Source organism: Streptomyces sp. NPDC020597 (genome assembly GCF_044335095.1).
Taxonomy (GTDB): domain Bacteria; phylum Actinomycetota; class Actinomycetes; order Streptomycetales; family Streptomycetaceae; genus Streptomyces.
On sequence record NZ_JBIRUL010000005.1, the window covers coordinates 1 to 14,796 of the forward strand.

Consider the following 14,796-nt stretch of genomic DNA (forward strand, 5'->3'; position numbering starts at 1 on the left):
AGGAAGATCGGCAGCGGCATCAGGGTCGGCGTCTCGTCGGAGGCGTAGCCGAACATCAGGCCCTGGTCACCGGCGCCCTGACGGTCCAGCTCGTCTGCTTCCCCACCCGCGGCGGACCCCGCGACGCGGGACTCGTACGCCGTGTCGACGCCCTGCGCGATGTCGGCGGACTGCGCGCCGATGGACACCGAGACGCCGCAGGAGGCGCCGTCGAAGCCCTTCTTGGAGGAGTCGTAGCCGATCTCAAGGATCTTGTCGCGGACCAGCTGGGGGATCGGCGCGTAGGCCTTGGTGGTGACCTCGCCGGCCACGTGCACCAGACCGGTCGTGATCAGGGTCTCGACGGCGACCCGGGATGCCGGGTCCTCACGCAGCAGGGCGTCGAGGACGGTGTCGCTGATCTGGTCAGCGATCTTGTCGGGATGACCCTCGGTCACGGACTCCGAAGTGAACAGGCGACGAGGCATGATTCTCCTGGGGTACCGCGGCGCCCCCCGACGGGACACCGCACAGAACGGACGGTTCGGGTTCCTGCGCCTGCTGCCTGCGGTTCAGACCAGGTGCCGGCGCATCCAGTCGGCCAGTACGCCGGAGGCCACCGCGGCAGCCTCGGGCCAGGCCCGCTCGGCGGACTCGTCGGCCTGGTCGCTGACGTACTTGACGATCCGCACCGGCAGCCCGAACCGCTCGGCCACGGAGGCGATCGCGTAGCCCTCCATGTCGACCAGGTCGGCCCGCTCGGCCAGCAGCGTGCGGGTGCGGCCGTCGGCGACGAAGCAGTCACCGGTGGCCAGTGTCGGCCCGGGTTCGGACCGTACGGTGAGCGGACGGCCGTAGCAGACTCCGCTGAGCCGGTGGAGAACCTCGTCCCGCAGGTCGTGCTGAATGACCCGGGACACCTCCACGGCGCCGCTCAGCGAGCCGCCCAGCGACCCGGCCGTGCCGAGGTTGACGATCTCCCGCGGACGCGCGGACGACAGTGCCCACGCGAGCTCCACGGAAGCCCGCACCTTCCCCATTCCGGTGATCAGCACGGGAAGGCTGTCGTCGAAGTGCGTCGCCTCCGCCTCGGCCGCCGTCACGATCAACGGAAGGTCAGGACGTATGCGACCTCGGAGACGAGCCGTGAAGGCGGCTTCGGGCAGGGCGGGGAGCAGCACGGGATTCCTGTTCGGGAGGGGCGCCGTTCGAGACGGGCCGATGTCAGGCGTTCCGGACGGTCAGCAGGGTGACCAGCAGCGCCATCACGGCGAGCGCGCTCGGCGCGACGAGTCCCTTGCGGTCGCTCGCCCGGAGATGGAAGACCACGGCGCCGCAGAAGTACAGGAACACCCCTGTGCCGGCGGCGATCCCGAGGGGCGGGTAGGCCAGCCCGGCGAGCAGCCCCGAGGCCCCGGCGATCTCCACCGAGGCCAGCCGGGGCAGCCACGAGTGCGGCACGCCCACTGCCTGCATCGCGGTCACTATGGACTCCTGGCGTCGCAGCTTGCCGAATGCCGAGACCAGGAGAACCAGCGACACAACGATGGTGAGGGATGTGTAGTTCATGGACGGGGGTCTCCGGTGGACGAGGCGGCGAGGGACCGTGCAGTGACGGCCGTTCCCATGTTTGCCGCGATCGGTCCAGGAGATCCCTAGTGCTGGAGTCCGCACTCAGCGGGTGCACGAGCCGCCGGCAGGGTGGTTCGGGTGCTCGGGGTGACGGCGGGCTCTGCCCACTCGTCGATTACGACGGCGATATCCGGGCATCCGAGGACGAAGTCAGCACCGGATCGTGGGCCCGCGCCGAGACGGGAAGGATTGATCGCGGATGTGCCTGCTGTGAGACCGCTCACGGTGGCATACTCCAAGGAGACTCATGTCTGCCCAAGCCGCCGTGTTTTTCTCAGTGGACTGCATCCTGGTCAGGGGAAGCAGCCTGTCCCGCCTCGTCGAGGAACGCCTCGGACTGAGCGGGGCCTCGAGCGTGCATGAAAGCCATGCGACCGACGCCGTACGCTGGGCGGCCATCCCGGAGAACGCACTGCACACCCAGCTCGCGGGACTGCCCATGATCCCCGGAATCGAGGAGACCACGAAGTGGTGCTGGAGCAACGGCCTGGTGCCGGTCGTCTCCAGCCTCACCTGGACCCCGATCGGCGCGCACCTCGCCGAGCGGTTCGGTTTCCACTCCTATTCGGGGCGCTGCCTGGACGCGAGAAACGGCAGGTTCACGGGCCTGGCAGGCTGTCCGTACACGCCCGCGGACCAGGTCGAGTTCATCCGGCGCCGTGCGGACGATCTCGGGGTCGCGCCGCACGACTGCGCGGCCGTGGGCGCGTGCCCGACCGACGGACCGCTCTTCGGCTCGGTGGGCCTCGCCGTCGCCTTCAACGCCCCGTCGGAGGTGAGCGCACTCGCGACCACCTCAGTCGAGGGAGATGACCTGCGCGCCGTGATACCCGCGTTGCAGCGTCTGACCGCCAGCAGGGTCTGAGCGACGGCGCTCGACCCGCGAGTCGGCGGGACGGCGTCGCGTCGTCCGGGTCGTCCTCCCCCGGCCGGTGCGCTTTCTCCGGACGTCGCTCTCCCGAGGCGGCAGGGATGCCGAGCCGGCTCGACGACGCCGGCCGGTGCCGCCCTCGTGGCCGCATGGCGCGGGCACGACGGTCCCGCAGCCTGCCCTGCTTCGCGGACACGTCCGGAGGCCGTGAGCAGCGCCTGTCGGCACTTCCGTCCTTCCCTGCCCGAACTGCACAGGCCTCCCGCCCTCACTGCGGCTGCTCCCGCGAATTCCGGTTGCGCGGCCATTGACACGACGCCTGCACCGGGGCCAGGATCACGCCTGCAAACACTGGATTGAAACGATTCAAGAACTCGGAAGAAACAATTCCGCCCTGCCTCGACCCCGGGCTGCCGACGCGTCTGCCGCCCTCTCCGCTCTCCGCACATCCCTAGGAGCCCGCTATGCACGATGTGACGCGCCGTAACATTCTGCGCTCGGCCATAGGCGTGGCCCTGGCCCCCACTCTGGGTTCCTTGATGCTGCCCGGGGTGGCGCCGACGGCGTCCGCGGCGGTCTCGTGGACCGCGAAGTGGATCTGGGCTCCGTCCAGTACGACGAACCAGTGGGTGGCGTTCCGCAGAACGTTCACCCTGGGCGCCGCTCCCTCGAAGGCCATCACCCAGATCGCGGCGGACTCCAAGTACTGGCTGTGGGTGAACGGCGCCCTGGTGGTCTTCGACGGCGGACTCAAGCGCGGCCCGAACCGTACGGACACCTACTACGACGAGATCGACCTGGCCCCGTACCTGACCAGCGGCAGCAACACGGTGGCGCTGCTGGTGTGGTACTTCGGCAAGGAGGGCTTCTCGCACAGCAGCAGCGGCAAGGGCGGTCTGCTGTTCCAGTCCGACATCACGACCTCCTCCACCACCACCCGCGTGGTCAGCGACACCGGCTGGAAGCACACGGTCCACCCGGGCTACTCGAACAACACCAGCGGCACCCAGGTCAACTTCCGGCTGCCGGAGTCGAACGTCTACTACGACGCGCGCAACGCCACCGCCATGGCCGACTGGCAGTCCGCCGGCTTCGACGACAGCGCCTGGAGCGCGCCCACCGACTTCGGCGCCGCCGGCGCCGCTCCCTGGAACGGCCTCGTCCAGCGTCCGGTCCCGCAGTTCCGGTACTCCGGCCTGAAGTCCTACACCAACGATGCCTCGCTGCCGGCCACCGGCCAGGGCTCCACAGCGATCTCGGCCTCCCTGCCGTCCAACATTCAGGTCACGCCGTACCTGAAGGTGAACGCCCCGGCCGGCGCGGTGATCGGCGTCCAGACCGACCACTACGACGACGGCAAAGGCCTGGTCGGCATCGACCAGAAGACCATCTTCAACGTCCGCGCCACCTACGTCTGCACCGGCGGGGTCCAGGAGTTCGAACCGCTGGCCTGGATGAGCGGTACGGCGGTGAAGTACACCATTCCCACGGGTGTGACGATCGTGGACCTCAAGTACCGGGAGTCCGGATACGACACGGACTTCGCCGGATCGTTCACCAGCGATGACGCCTTCCTCGACACCGTGTGGGCCAAGGCCGCCCGCACCATGTACGTCAACATGCGGGACAACTACATGGACTGCCCCACCCGTGAGCGCGGCCAGTGGTGGGGCGATGTGGTCAACCAGCTGAAGGAGGGCTTCTACACCTTCGACACCAGGTCCCACGAGCTGGGCAAGAAGGCCATCTCGCAGCTGACCTCCTGGCAGAAGGACACCGGGGCGCTCTACTCCCCGATGCCCTCGACCATCTGGACCGCCGAACTGCCCAACCAGATGCTCGCCTCGGTGTGGTCGTTCTGGACGTTCCACCTCTACACCGGCGACACGAGCACGGTCACCGCCGCCTACCCGGCGGTGAAGAAATACCTGGACCTGTGGAGCCTGGGCGGCGACGGCCTGGTGTCCCACCGCGCCGGGGACTGGGACTGGCAGGACTGGGGCAGCAACATCGACACCCGGATCCTGAACAACTGCTGGTACTACCTGGCCCTGGACACCGCCGCCAGGCTCGCCGACCTCAGCGGCAACACCGGCGACGTCGCCGGATGGCAGGCCCAGCGCACCAGCATCAAGGCCAACTTCGACACCCTGCTGTGGAACTCCACCAAGAACGAGTACCGCTCGCCCGGCTACACCGGCGACACCGACGACCGGGCCAACGCCCTCGCCGTCGTCGCGGGCCTGGCCGCCCCCAGCCACTACCCGGCGATCACCGACGTGCTGCGCACCCACCTCAACGCCAGCCCCTACACGGAGTTCTACGTCCTGGAGGCGCTGTACCTGATGGGCGCGGCCACCGTCGCCGAGGAGCGGATGCGCAACCGCTACGCCGCCCAGGCCGCCGACCCCGCCTGCCACACCCTGTGGGAGGTGTGGGTCAAGGCGGACGGTACCGACAACCATGCCTGGAACGGCGGTCCGCTGTACGCGCTGTCCGCCTACGCCGCCGGCGTGCGCCCCACCACGGCGGGCTGGGAGACGTACGAGGTGATCCCGCAGACCGGCACCCTCACGAAGATCAACACGGTGACGCCGACCGTCGCGGGCGACATCCGCTTCGGCATCACCCGTGACGGAACCCAGGCCACGCTGACGCTCACCTCACCGGACGGGACGACCGCCCGGGTGGGCGTGCCCACCTACGGCGGCTCCCAGCCCGTCATCAAGGCCAACGGCACCACCGTCTTCACCGGCGGCTCCTCCACCGGCAGCGTCAGCGGTCTCAGCTATGACGGCAAGGACTCCTCGTACGTCTACTTCAAGGTTCAGCCGGGCACCTGGACGTTCACGGCCACAGGCACCGGCCGCCTCGACAACCTCGCCCTGAACCGGCCGGTCACCAGCAACAACAGCCTGGAGAACACCAACTGGGGCAGGAACCGGCTCACCGACGGCAAGCTCACCAGCGTGTCGGGCGCCAGGGGATACACCAGCAACGAGTTCACCTCCGCCGACGTCAGCGCGAACCCCGTCTGGGTGGAGATCGACCTCGGAGCCGACACCGACCTCGACGCCGTACGCCTCTTCCCCCGCACCGACACCCCGGCCGCCGGGGGAGGGACCGCGGGCTTCCCCGTCGACTTCACCATCCAGACCCGCCCCGACGGATCCAGCACCTACGCCACCGCCCGCACCGTCACCGGCCAGCAGAACCCCAACGGAGCGGTCCAGACGTACGGCTTCAAGACCGCCACCGCCCGCTACGTCCGCCTGCAGGCCACCAAGCTCGGAGCCGCCGCGTCCGACGAGTCCAGCAAGTTCCGTCTGCAACTCGCCGAACTCACCGTCCCCACCGCCGCGACGACCGTGAAGGCCAACTACACGCTGGAGAACGGCGACTGGGGCAAGACCCGGCTGCTGGAGGGCACCACCACCAGCGTCGCCGGCGCCAAGGGCTTCACCAGCATCGACTTGCCGGCCGCCGACGTCAGTGCGACACCCGTGTGGATCGAGGTCGACCTCGGCGCCGACCGGTCCATCGGCTCCGTCACCCTGTATCCGCGCACCGACACCAGCGGCGCCGGCGGCGGCACCGCGGGCTTCCCCGTCGACTTCACACTCCAGACCCGCCCCGACGGCTCCACCACCTACACCACGGCCCGTACCGTCACCGGCCAGGCCAACCCGAGCGGAGCCGCCCAGACCTACACACTCACCTCCGTCACCGGCCGCTACCTGCGTCTGACGGCGACCAGACTCGGCGCCGCCGCCTCCGACGAGAGCACCAGGTTCCGTCTGCAACTGGCTGAGATCGGCATCAAGTAACACGCCACCACCACCACGGGTCACCCCCTGGTGAAGGCCTGTGGAGACCTGCCGACGGTGGCCACGCCGGGACGGGAAGTGCTGCGAGTCCGCGGACGAGGCGAGTGCGGCGCTACTCGAGTCGTTCGGGCGGTACGGCGAGTCGGAATCCGGGGAACCGGGTCAGTACCGCTCGCAGGCGATCTCCGCTTCCGCCTTGGCCAGGGAAGCGCCGACGCAGCGGTGCCGGTCGCAGTGAGGCGCAGCCCAAGCAGGGAAATACGGCACGGGGCTTGTGCGTCGGGAATTGGCATCTCGCCGGGTCAGCGCACCCTTCCACGAGGCTTGAGCGGCCCCGGCGGCAGTTCCGGAGCGCGCAGCGGGGCGCCGTCGTAGCCCTTGACCTCCCCGAACCGGGACCCCGTCATCCAGTCCTCGCGCGCCTGTTCGATCTCGGCGTGGCTGCGGCCGACGAAGTTCCACCACATGACCAGTTCCTCCTCGAACGGCTCGCCGCCGAGGAGCATCAGCCCGGAGTCGGACTCCGCGCGCAGCGGCAGTTCGGTGCGGCCGCAGCCGAGGTAGAGCAGGGAACCGGGGTGCAATGGGACGCCGTCCACATGGACCTCGCCGGACATCGACAGCACGCCGTACTCGAAGTCGGGCTCGAGCGGCAGCCGTACGTCCGCGCCCTGGGCGAGCGTGAGGTCGGCGCCCACGAGGGGGGTGTACGCCGTGCCGGGTGAGACGGCTCCGTCCAGGCCGCCGAGGAGCACGGTGGCCCGGAGGCCGGGGGCCGTGACGAGGGGCAGGTCGGGGTGGTGCTCGAAGTGGGGGTCGGTGTGCCGGTGCGCGTCCGGCAGCGCCACCCACAGCTGGGCGCCGTGCAGATACCGGGCGTGCGAGCGCGGGCTCTCCTCGGAGTGGCTGATGGCGCGCCCCGAGGTCATCAGCCCGAGTTCCCGGGGCCGGACCGTCTGGAGGCTGCCGGTGGAGTCGCGGTGCAGCACCTCGCCCTCGTGCAGCCAGCTCACGGTCTGCAGACCCATGTGCGGGTGCGGCGGGACCTGCATGCCCGGTTCGTCGGCGATGTCGTCGGGGCCGTAGTGGTCGACGAAGGCCCAGGCGCCGATCATGCGCCGCCCCAGGTTCGGCAGCAGCCGCCGTACCTCGGTCGATCCGCCGAGCTGCACATGGCGGGGGCTCAGCAGCTCGCGGACGGGCTCGGCGACGACGAAGCCACGGCCGCCGCACACGCTCGGCACGGGCGAGCGGTCAAGGTTGCTCATGCGCACCAACCTAGCGGTCGGGCGCGTGGGCGTGCAGCGGGGCAAGGGGGCCGTGTTCCGGCGCGGCGCCCCCTGACGGGCTCCGGCCCCCTCAGTCGTCGAGGGCGGCGGCGAGTTCGGTGGTGGCCTGCACCATCTCGGCGTCGGGTCCGGGCTCACGGAGCAATTGACGCAGCACGTCGCGCTGGGCGTGGACGGCGTCGCGGGCCTCGCGCTCCCACCCCACGTAGTCGTCGGGGTGGTGGTGCAGCTTGGGGTACACGGCGGCGGTGGTCTCCCACTGCCGGGCGTCGGCGATGCTCTTGAGCAGGCGCAGTATCTCCGCGCGGCACGTCACCTGGGGGAGCCGCACGAGTTCCCAGAGGAAGGGCACCGTGGCCGCCGTCGCCTGATCGACGACGAAACCGAACTGGCAGATGCGTCGCCGCAGTTGACCCAGTGCCGGGCCGGCGCTGTCGGCGTCGCCGCGGGCCAGCGTGGTGAGCAGGGAAGGGATGGCCGCGGCGGAACCGGTGGAGTCCTTGATCTCGGGCCACGGCACGTGTCCCAGGCCTGCGAGCGGGGTGGTTCTCTTCGTGGCAGTCATGTCGGGAGTCAGGGTCGGCGTCAGGGGTCAGGAAAGGGGGCGGGTCGGCAGCATGGCCCAGACGGTCTTGCCCACGGGGAAACGGCGGGTCCATCCCCAGTGCTCCGAAAGGGCTTCGACGATGTGCAGTCCGCGGCCGTGCTCGAGGAGGTCGTCCGTGGACTGCGGGCAGACGGGCAGGCTGTCGCTCGGGTCGGTGACGGCGCACACCAGGTGTGAGCGTCGCAGGGTGAGTCTGAGCCGAACGGGGAACCGGTCCGTCCCGGTGTGGGGGAGGGCGTGCAGGACCGCGTTGGCGGCCAGTTCGGTGACGACGGTGATGGCGTCGTCGCCGCAATGGCCGAGGGACCAGCAGTCCAGCGTGCGATGGGTGAAGTCGCGTGCCCGGGCGAACCCCTCGCCGCTGCCCGTGAGGTGCAGGACGGCGGTTCTGGGCGAGTCGCGGACGGAGACGGACTCATGACTTCGCAACTGCGCAGGTGATGACACGGTGCATCTCCCTGAGGTGACGTCAGAACGGGGCGCCGGAAGAGCGGTTGACGACAGGGCTATTATCCACGCTGACGATGTCCTCGTGCAATTTCACGGGAAATTGCGCACACGCATGAGGAGAGTGCGATGCCGTCAGTGCCGAACGGAGTGCGGGCGAGCTCGCTGGGCGCGCGCTGGATCAAGAGCAGCCACAGCAACGCCGAGGGCAACTGTGTCGAGGTCGCGGCCCTGGACGGGGGAGGTGTCGCGCTGCGCAACTCCCGTGATCCCGACGGGCCCGCGCTGGTCTACACGCCGGCGGAGGTCGCCGCGTTCGTGGCCGGAGCCAAGGGCGGGGAGTTCGACCACCTGGTGTGAAGGCCTCGTGAAGACCTGGTGGGCGTCACCGGGCTTGACGGACCGGAGCCGCTCGGGCCGGGCGGAACGGCCGAAGAAGGGCCGCCGCAGACGGGCCGGCCGTAGGATCCGACGGGCCCGAAGGACTCGAAAGGGGCTCAATTCCCCTGCCGTATGCGGCTGGAGGGCTTCGGATGCGATACTTTCGGTCTGTCGTCTGCCGGTCCACGGGGAGTCAGGATGTCTGCCGAGTCGCCTCGCGTCTCCCGCCTCGAACCCTATCTGAACCGGGGTGAGCCCGCCCCGACCTTGCTGAAAATGCTGGTCGGCGTACAGCTGGCGGGTATCCGGGAGGACACCGGCCTCTCCCAGGAACAGGCCGCGCGCTCCCTCGGGTTCAGCCCGGCGAAGCTGTCGCGCATCGAGGCAGGAAAGGGGCGCAGGCCGCCCGTCGAGGCGGACGTCCGCGCGCTCCTGTCGCTGTACAAGACCGAGGACCACGAGGCCGCCGTGCTGCTGCGACTGCTGCGGCAGGCGGGGGAGCCGGGCTGGTGGCAGCGCTACGACAAGCGGCTGATGCCCGAGTGGTTCGACCGGCTGGTGGGGCTGCAGGAGGCCGCCACGGCGATCCGTACCTTCGAGATCCAGTACGTGCCGGGTCTGTTCCAGACGCCCGCGTACGCGCGCGCCGTCGTGGAGCGCGGGCTGCCGTCGGCGACGCCACGGGAGGTGGAGCGCCGGGTCGAACTGCGGACCCGGCGCACCGAACTGCTGCGGCGGCCGGACGCCCCGCAGGTGTGGGCCATCCTCGACGAGTCGGTGCTGCTGCGGGTGCTGGGCAGCCGCGAGGTGATGCGGGAGCAGCTCGCCCACCTGGTGGCGCTGGCCGCCCTGCCCCATGTCACCGTCCAGGTGGTGCCGCTGGACGTCACCCACGCCTCGGCGCCCGCCATACCGGTCACCTATCTGCGCTTCCCCGGCGTCGACCTGCCCGACGTCGTCTATCTGGAGCAGATCAGGAGCGCCACCTTCCTCGAGGACCGGGACGAGACGGAGGAGTACCGGGTCGCTCTGGACCGGCTGGCCGACGAGGCGCTGAACCCGCGTGAGTCCGTCGCGCTTCTGGAGTCCACCGTGCGGCAGCGCTATCCCTGACCTGAGGCGGCCTCCCCGGGCGGCCGGCGCGCCCCGGGGATGTCAGCCCAGTCGGCCGACGCCGCCGAACTCTATCCACTCCAGGGTGAGCTGACGGGGCGCCACCTCGGTGTCCGGTCGCCAGGCGGAGACCTCGACCAGCCCGGGGTGCAGGATCTCCAGGCCCTCGAACAGCGCGGCCACGTCCTTCTCCTGGCGCACCCGGCCCCAGTGGCCCTGGGTGGCCTTGTCCATGAAATCGGTGACGAACGCCCTGACCTCGGCGTCCTCGCTGACCAGCTGGCACATCACCAGACAGCTGCCCGGGGCGAGACGTTCGCCGACCCGGCGCACCACCGCCTGCGGCCCGTCGCTCTCATTGTCGGGGATGCAGTGGAAGACCGAGTTGAACAGCACGGCGACCGGCTGTGAGAAGTCGATCAGCCGCCGCGTCTCGTCGTGGTCGAGGACGGCGTCCGTGTCGCGCAGGTCGGCGTGGATGACGGCGGTCCGCTCGTCCTGCTCCAGCAGGGCCCTGCCGTGCACGAGGACCATGGGGTCGTTGTCGACGTAGACGACGCGCGCGCCCGGGTCGACGCGCTGGGCGACCTGGTGCACGTTGTCCTGCGTGGGCAGGCCGGAGCCGTGGTCGAGGAACTGCCTGATCCCGTGCTCCTGCGCCAGGGTCCGCACGGCCCGCTGCAGGAAGCGCCGGTTGTTCAGCGCGAGGGCGCGGGTGCTGGGGACGACCTTGTCGAGCTCCTCGCAGGCGGCGCGGTCGGCCGCGTAGTTGTCCCTGCCGCCCAGATAGTGGTCGTACATGCGCGCGGCCGTCGGGATCGTTTCATCGATCTTCGTGGACAGCTGCTTGCCCGGCTGCATCTCGTCCCCCAGAGGGTTCCCGCCGTGCCACGGACTGGCGCGACCGCCAACCCATCCTAGGGACAAGCCAGTTGACCCCACCACCCTCTCCGGCGACGGTTCCCCGCGAGACGTCCGGCCACTCTCGACGCCCGTCCGATTGGACGACTGGTCCAATGGCTGGACTCATGGTCTAATCGATGTATGGAGAACCAGGCGCCGCGGACCCCGCGGGAAGAGGAACGGGAACGGGAGCGGGACGTGATCCTGCGCGCCCTGATCCCTCTCGTCGACGGCATCGCCGCGACCTTCGGCCCGGTGTGCGAGGTGGTGCTGCACGACTACCGGCGTCCGGAGGCGTCCGTCGTCGCCGTCGCCGGGGCGGTGACCGGACGGACGGTCGGCGGCGCCATGAGCGAGATCGGCATGCGCGTCCTCGCCCGCGGGGACGCCGCCGCGGACGAACTGAACTACGTCACCCGCACCGGCGCCCGAAAGCTGGTGAAGTCTTCCACGATGGTGCTGCGCGACTCCACGAACGCGGTCTTCGGCGCCCTCTGCGTCAACGTGGACGTCACCGAGGTGGACCGGGCCCGTACGGTGCTGGCCGCACTCGCGGGGACGGCGACCGGGCCCTCCGACCCGCCGGCGACCACGTTCGGCGACGACATCGACTCCGTCGTGGACGCCCTCCTCGACGCCCATCTGCTGCGCCAGGACCAGACCTGGGCCGGCCTGGACCGGCCGCGGCGACTGGCTCTCTTCCGCAGCCTGGACGAACGCGGTGTGTTCGCCGTGCGTCGCGCGATCGAGCAGACCGCCGCCCGCCTCGGCATCTCGCGGGCCTCCGCCTACACCTATCTCTCGCAGGCCAGAGCCACCCCGGCGACCGGGGCGGACGACGCCGACGACACCCCTGAAGGAGCACCCTCGTGACGAGCACGCCCCCGCCGATCACCCTCGACGACGTCCGCGACGCGGCCGTCCGGCTCAAGGGCGTCGCGCACCGCACCCCCGTGCTGCGCTCCCGGACCCTCGACCGGATCGTCGGCGCCGAGGTCCTGCTGAAGTGCGAGAACTTCCAGCGCGTCGGCGCCTTCAAGTTCCGCGGCGCCTACAACGCGGCCTCCCGGCTGACCCCCGAGCAACTGTCCCGGGGCGTCGCCGCGTACTCCTCCGGCAACCACGCCCAGGCCGTCGCCCTGGCCGCCCGGGAACTGGGCGCCGCCGCGGTGATCGTCATGCCCGAGGACGCGCCGCGCTCCAAGCGGGCCGCCACGGAGGGCTACGGCGCCGAGATCGTCACCTACGACCGGTACTCCGGTGACCGCGTCGCCATCGCCGAGGCGCTGGCCGCCGACCGCGGTCTGGCGCTGATCCCGCCCTACGAGCACCCGCACGTCATGGCGGGCCAGGGCACCGCCGCCCTCGAACTCCTGGAGGAAGCAGGCGAGTTGGACGTCCTGCTGGCGCCCGTGGGCGGCGGCGGGCTCATCGCGGGCAGCGCGACCGCGGTCAAGGGACTGCGGCCCGGCATCCGGGTGGTCGGCGTCGAGCCCGAGGCCGGCGACGACACCAAGCGCTCGCTGGAGGCGGGCCGCCGGGTCGAGATCCCGGTGCCGCGCACCATCGCCGACGGGCAGGCCCTGCACACCCCGGGCGAGCTCACCTTCTCGGTGAACCGGCGGCTCGTCGACGCGATCACGCTCGTCTCCGACGACGAGATCCGGGCGGCCATGCGGTTCGCCTTCGAACGGCTGAAGATCGTCGTGGAGCCCAGCGGCGCCACGCCGCTCGCCGCGCTTCTCGCCGGACGGGTCGGCGACCTCCCCCGGCGCGTCGGCGTGATCGTCTCCGGCGGCAACATCGACGCCGGCCGCTTCGCCGAGCTGTGCGGCGACGTCGGCTGAGGCCGGTCGGCCCGTATGGCGGCCCCCGGTGGACAGGCGGACGATGGAGGCGTAGGGGCGCGGCTCCCGCCGGCGGCGTCCAGGTCCGCCGGGAGACCGCCCCCGGCCGCGGTCGAGCGCGGCCGGAAGGGAGGAGCGTCATGATGGAAGTGAAGACGCTCGACAAGCCGGACGAGCGCCGCGATTTCCCCCGCGGCCACATCGAGGCCGTCCACATGACCGGGCTCGACTTCGCCAGGGCGACCTTCGAACCCGGGTGGCGCTGGACCGAGTCGCTGGCGGGGATCATGGGCACCGACACCTGCATGATCCACCACAACGGCTATGTGGTATCCGGACGCATGCGCATCGCGATGGACGAGGGCGGCGAGAGCGAACTCGGCCCCGGTGACGTGTTCGTGGTGCCGCCCGGCCACGACGCCTGGGTCGTGGGCGACGAACAGTGCGTCGTGTACGACTTCGCCGGGGCGATGGCCACGGAGTACGCGAAGGCCAAGGAGGCCTGAGGCCTGCCCGGACACCATCCGTCCGGACCGACAGGGTCCGCCCGGCCGGGTCTAGACGGGAAGCAGCCGGCCGATGAGTGCGCCGAGCTGGAGGACGTTGCGGCATTCGTGCATCGCGACCACCTCGGCGTACTCGGGTGCGGCCGAGTCGCCCGTGCCCCACAGGGACCGGGGCTCCGGGTTCAGCCAGTGCAGATGACGGGCCTGCCCGGCGATCCGTCGCAGCGCGGCCGGATTGGGGTCGGCCATGTTGGTCCGGGCGTCGCCGAGCACGAAGACCGTGGTGCGGGGGCCGACCGCGGCCCCGTACCGCTCCGCGAACTCGCCCAGGGAGACGCCGTAGTCGCTGCTGCCGTGATAACCCGTCAGCCGCGCCTCGGCCCGGATGCGGGCGCCGAGGCCTTCGGGGTCCGCCGATCCGCGTCGGAGCAGACCGGTCACCTCGTCGATCCGGTTGACGAAGGCGAACACCCGCACCTTGGAGAACTGGTCGTGCAGCGCCTGCACCAGCAGCATCGTGAAGTCGGAGAACCCGGACACCGACCCCGACACGTCGCACAGCAGCACCAGTTCGGGGCGGACCGGACGCCGCCGGCGCAGTACGGGCCGCATCGGCACCCCGCCCGTCGAGAGCGAGGCCCGCAGCGTGCGCCGCAGATCGACGGAACCCCGGGCGGCCCGGCGGCGGCGCGCCGCCATCCGCGTGGCCAGCTTGCGCGCCAGCGGCTGCACCGTCCGCCGCAGTTCGGCCAGCCGTTCCTGGCCCGCGTACAGGAAGTCGACCCGGTCGGCGGTCGGGGCCACCGCCCGGCGGGCGATCTCGTCCCGCCCGCGGCGTTCCGCCACCCGACGGCGCGCCTCCCCGGCCACGAGCCCGCGGAACGTCTCGATACGCCGCCGGATCTCGTCCTCCAGCAGCCGGCCGGTGAAGCCGGAACCGGCGCCCCGCGTGCGCATGTCGTCCCGCACGCGGGCCAACAGCGTCTGCGGACGCAGCCGTTCGAGGGTCTGGTGCGACGACCAGCCGTCCGCGCCCGGTGAACTCCCGTAGCCGCCGAGCCCGTCGACCGCTTCGATCGCCAGCCGGCCCAGCATCGCGTCGTCGCCCTCGGCGAGTGCGGCCGCCAGCCGCTCGCGCAGGTCGTCCCGGTCGCCCGGCTCGCCGGCGGGCGCGCCCACGCCACGCGGGAAGTACAGGTCGAAGACGGTGTCGAAGACCCGGCGCTGGTCCGCCGAGTGCAGCAGCGTCGCGGCCAGTCCCTCGCGCAGCAGCGCCCGGTCGGCGAACCCCAGCGCCGCGGCGGCCTCGGCCGCGTCCACGGTCTCGCCCGTGCCGACCCGCATGCCGTGGGCGCGCAGCGCCGCGACGAAGCCGGCCAGCCGGTCGGCGACCC

At 70.9% G+C, this 14,796-nt stretch carries 15 protein-coding genes; 7 read left to right on the plus strand and 8 right to left on the minus strand.

Annotation, left to right across the window (positions count from 1 at the left end):
- From ACH4ZA_RS10860 to ACH4ZA_RS10870, 3 genes are all read right to left on the minus strand, one after another.
- Window positions 1-467, minus strand: a 467-nt coding sequence (locus ACH4ZA_RS10860; RefSeq protein WP_398428898.1) for an S-adenosylmethionine synthetase N-terminal domain-containing protein, incomplete at its 3' end; no start/stop codon positions are given.
- An 84-nt stretch (window positions 468-551) separates the two neighbouring features.
- A complete protein-coding gene (locus ACH4ZA_RS10865; RefSeq protein WP_398428900.1) occupies window positions 552-1,082 on the minus strand; it encodes a nucleosidase in 531 nt (176 codons plus the stop codon).
- A gap of 121 nt (window positions 1,083-1,203) precedes the next feature.
- Window positions 1,204-1,548, minus strand: a complete 345-nt coding sequence (locus ACH4ZA_RS10870; RefSeq protein WP_398428901.1) for a DoxX family protein — start codon at window positions 1,546-1,548, stop codon at window positions 1,204-1,206.
- 310 nt (window positions 1,549-1,858) lie between these two features.
- Here ACH4ZA_RS10870 and ACH4ZA_RS10875 point away from each other — a divergent pair, with 310 nt between their 5' ends.
- Together ACH4ZA_RS10875 and ACH4ZA_RS10880 are read left to right on the plus strand one after the other, a co-directional pair.
- A complete protein-coding gene (locus ACH4ZA_RS10875; RefSeq protein WP_398428902.1) occupies window positions 1,859-2,476 on the plus strand; it encodes a haloacid dehalogenase in 618 nt (205 codons plus the stop codon).
- Between the two features lie 470 nt (window positions 2,477-2,946).
- On the plus strand, window positions 2,947-6,309 hold the full coding sequence (locus tag ACH4ZA_RS10880; RefSeq protein ID WP_398428904.1) for a discoidin domain-containing protein: 3,363 nt from the start codon (window positions 2,947-2,949) through the stop codon (window positions 6,307-6,309).
- A 302-nt stretch (window positions 6,310-6,611) separates the two neighbouring features.
- On the opposite strand, the gene ACH4ZA_RS10885 is transcribed toward ACH4ZA_RS10880, so the two are convergent.
- From ACH4ZA_RS10885 to ACH4ZA_RS10895, 3 genes are all read right to left on the minus strand, one after another.
- Window positions 6,612-7,577, minus strand: coding sequence for a pirin family protein (locus ACH4ZA_RS10885; protein WP_398428905.1), 966 nt, complete (start codon window positions 7,575-7,577; stop codon window positions 6,612-6,614).
- Window positions 7,578-7,668: 91 nt separating this feature from the next.
- Window positions 7,669-8,163: a hypothetical protein gene (locus tag ACH4ZA_RS10890; protein WP_398428906.1), complete on the minus strand. Its 495-nt coding sequence runs from the start codon at window positions 8,161-8,163 to the stop codon at window positions 7,669-7,671.
- A gap of 27 nt (window positions 8,164-8,190) precedes the next feature.
- Window positions 8,191-8,652 carry an ATP-binding protein gene (locus ACH4ZA_RS10895; protein WP_398428908.1) on the minus strand — a complete coding sequence of 154 codons (462 nt, stop codon included), beginning with the start codon at window positions 8,650-8,652 and terminating at the stop codon, window positions 8,191-8,193.
- A 129-nt stretch (window positions 8,653-8,781) separates the two neighbouring features.
- Between ACH4ZA_RS10895 and ACH4ZA_RS10900 the strand changes: the two genes are divergently transcribed.
- Both ACH4ZA_RS10900 and ACH4ZA_RS10905 read left to right on the plus strand, forming a co-directional pair.
- Window positions 8,782-9,012 carry a DUF397 domain-containing protein gene (locus ACH4ZA_RS10900; protein ID WP_398428909.1) on the plus strand — a complete coding sequence of 77 codons (231 nt, stop codon included), beginning with the start codon at window positions 8,782-8,784 and terminating at the stop codon, window positions 9,010-9,012.
- Between the two features lie 219 nt (window positions 9,013-9,231).
- Window positions 9,232-10,146 (plus strand): helix-turn-helix domain-containing protein, encoded by a 915-nt coding sequence (locus ACH4ZA_RS10905; protein WP_398428910.1) that lies wholly within the window; start codon window positions 9,232-9,234, stop codon window positions 10,144-10,146.
- 42 nt (window positions 10,147-10,188) lie between these two features.
- On the opposite strand, the gene ACH4ZA_RS10910 is transcribed toward ACH4ZA_RS10905, so the two are convergent.
- Entirely contained in the window at window positions 10,189-11,007 is an 819-nt protein-coding gene (locus ACH4ZA_RS10910) for an SAM-dependent methyltransferase (protein WP_398428911.1), read from the minus strand.
- A 183-nt stretch (window positions 11,008-11,190) separates the two neighbouring features.
- Here ACH4ZA_RS10910 and ACH4ZA_RS10915 point away from each other — a divergent pair, with 183 nt between their 5' ends.
- From ACH4ZA_RS10915 to ACH4ZA_RS10925, 3 genes are all read left to right on the plus strand, one after another.
- On the plus strand, window positions 11,191-11,922 hold the full coding sequence (locus ACH4ZA_RS10915; RefSeq protein ID WP_398428912.1) for a transcriptional regulator: 732 nt from the start codon (window positions 11,191-11,193) through the stop codon (window positions 11,920-11,922).
- Window positions 11,919-12,896 carry a pyridoxal-phosphate dependent enzyme gene (locus ACH4ZA_RS10920; protein ID WP_398428913.1) on the plus strand — a complete coding sequence of 326 codons (978 nt, stop codon included), beginning with the start codon at window positions 11,919-11,921 and terminating at the stop codon, window positions 12,894-12,896. Before ACH4ZA_RS10915 ends, ACH4ZA_RS10920 begins: the two co-directional genes overlap by 4 nt.
- 140 nt (window positions 12,897-13,036) lie before the next feature.
- Window positions 13,037-13,402 carry a cupin domain-containing protein gene (locus ACH4ZA_RS10925; RefSeq protein ID WP_398428914.1) on the plus strand — a complete coding sequence of 122 codons (366 nt, stop codon included), beginning with the start codon at window positions 13,037-13,039 and terminating at the stop codon, window positions 13,400-13,402.
- 51 nt (window positions 13,403-13,453) lie between these two features.
- Here the strand turns inward: ACH4ZA_RS10925 and ACH4ZA_RS10930 are convergent, their stop codons facing one another.
- Window positions 13,454-14,746 carry a VWA domain-containing protein gene (locus tag ACH4ZA_RS10930; protein ID WP_398429269.1) on the minus strand — a complete coding sequence of 431 codons (1,293 nt, stop codon included), beginning with the start codon at window positions 14,744-14,746 and terminating at the stop codon, window positions 13,454-13,456.
- Between the last annotated feature and the right edge of the window lie 50 nt (window positions 14,747-14,796).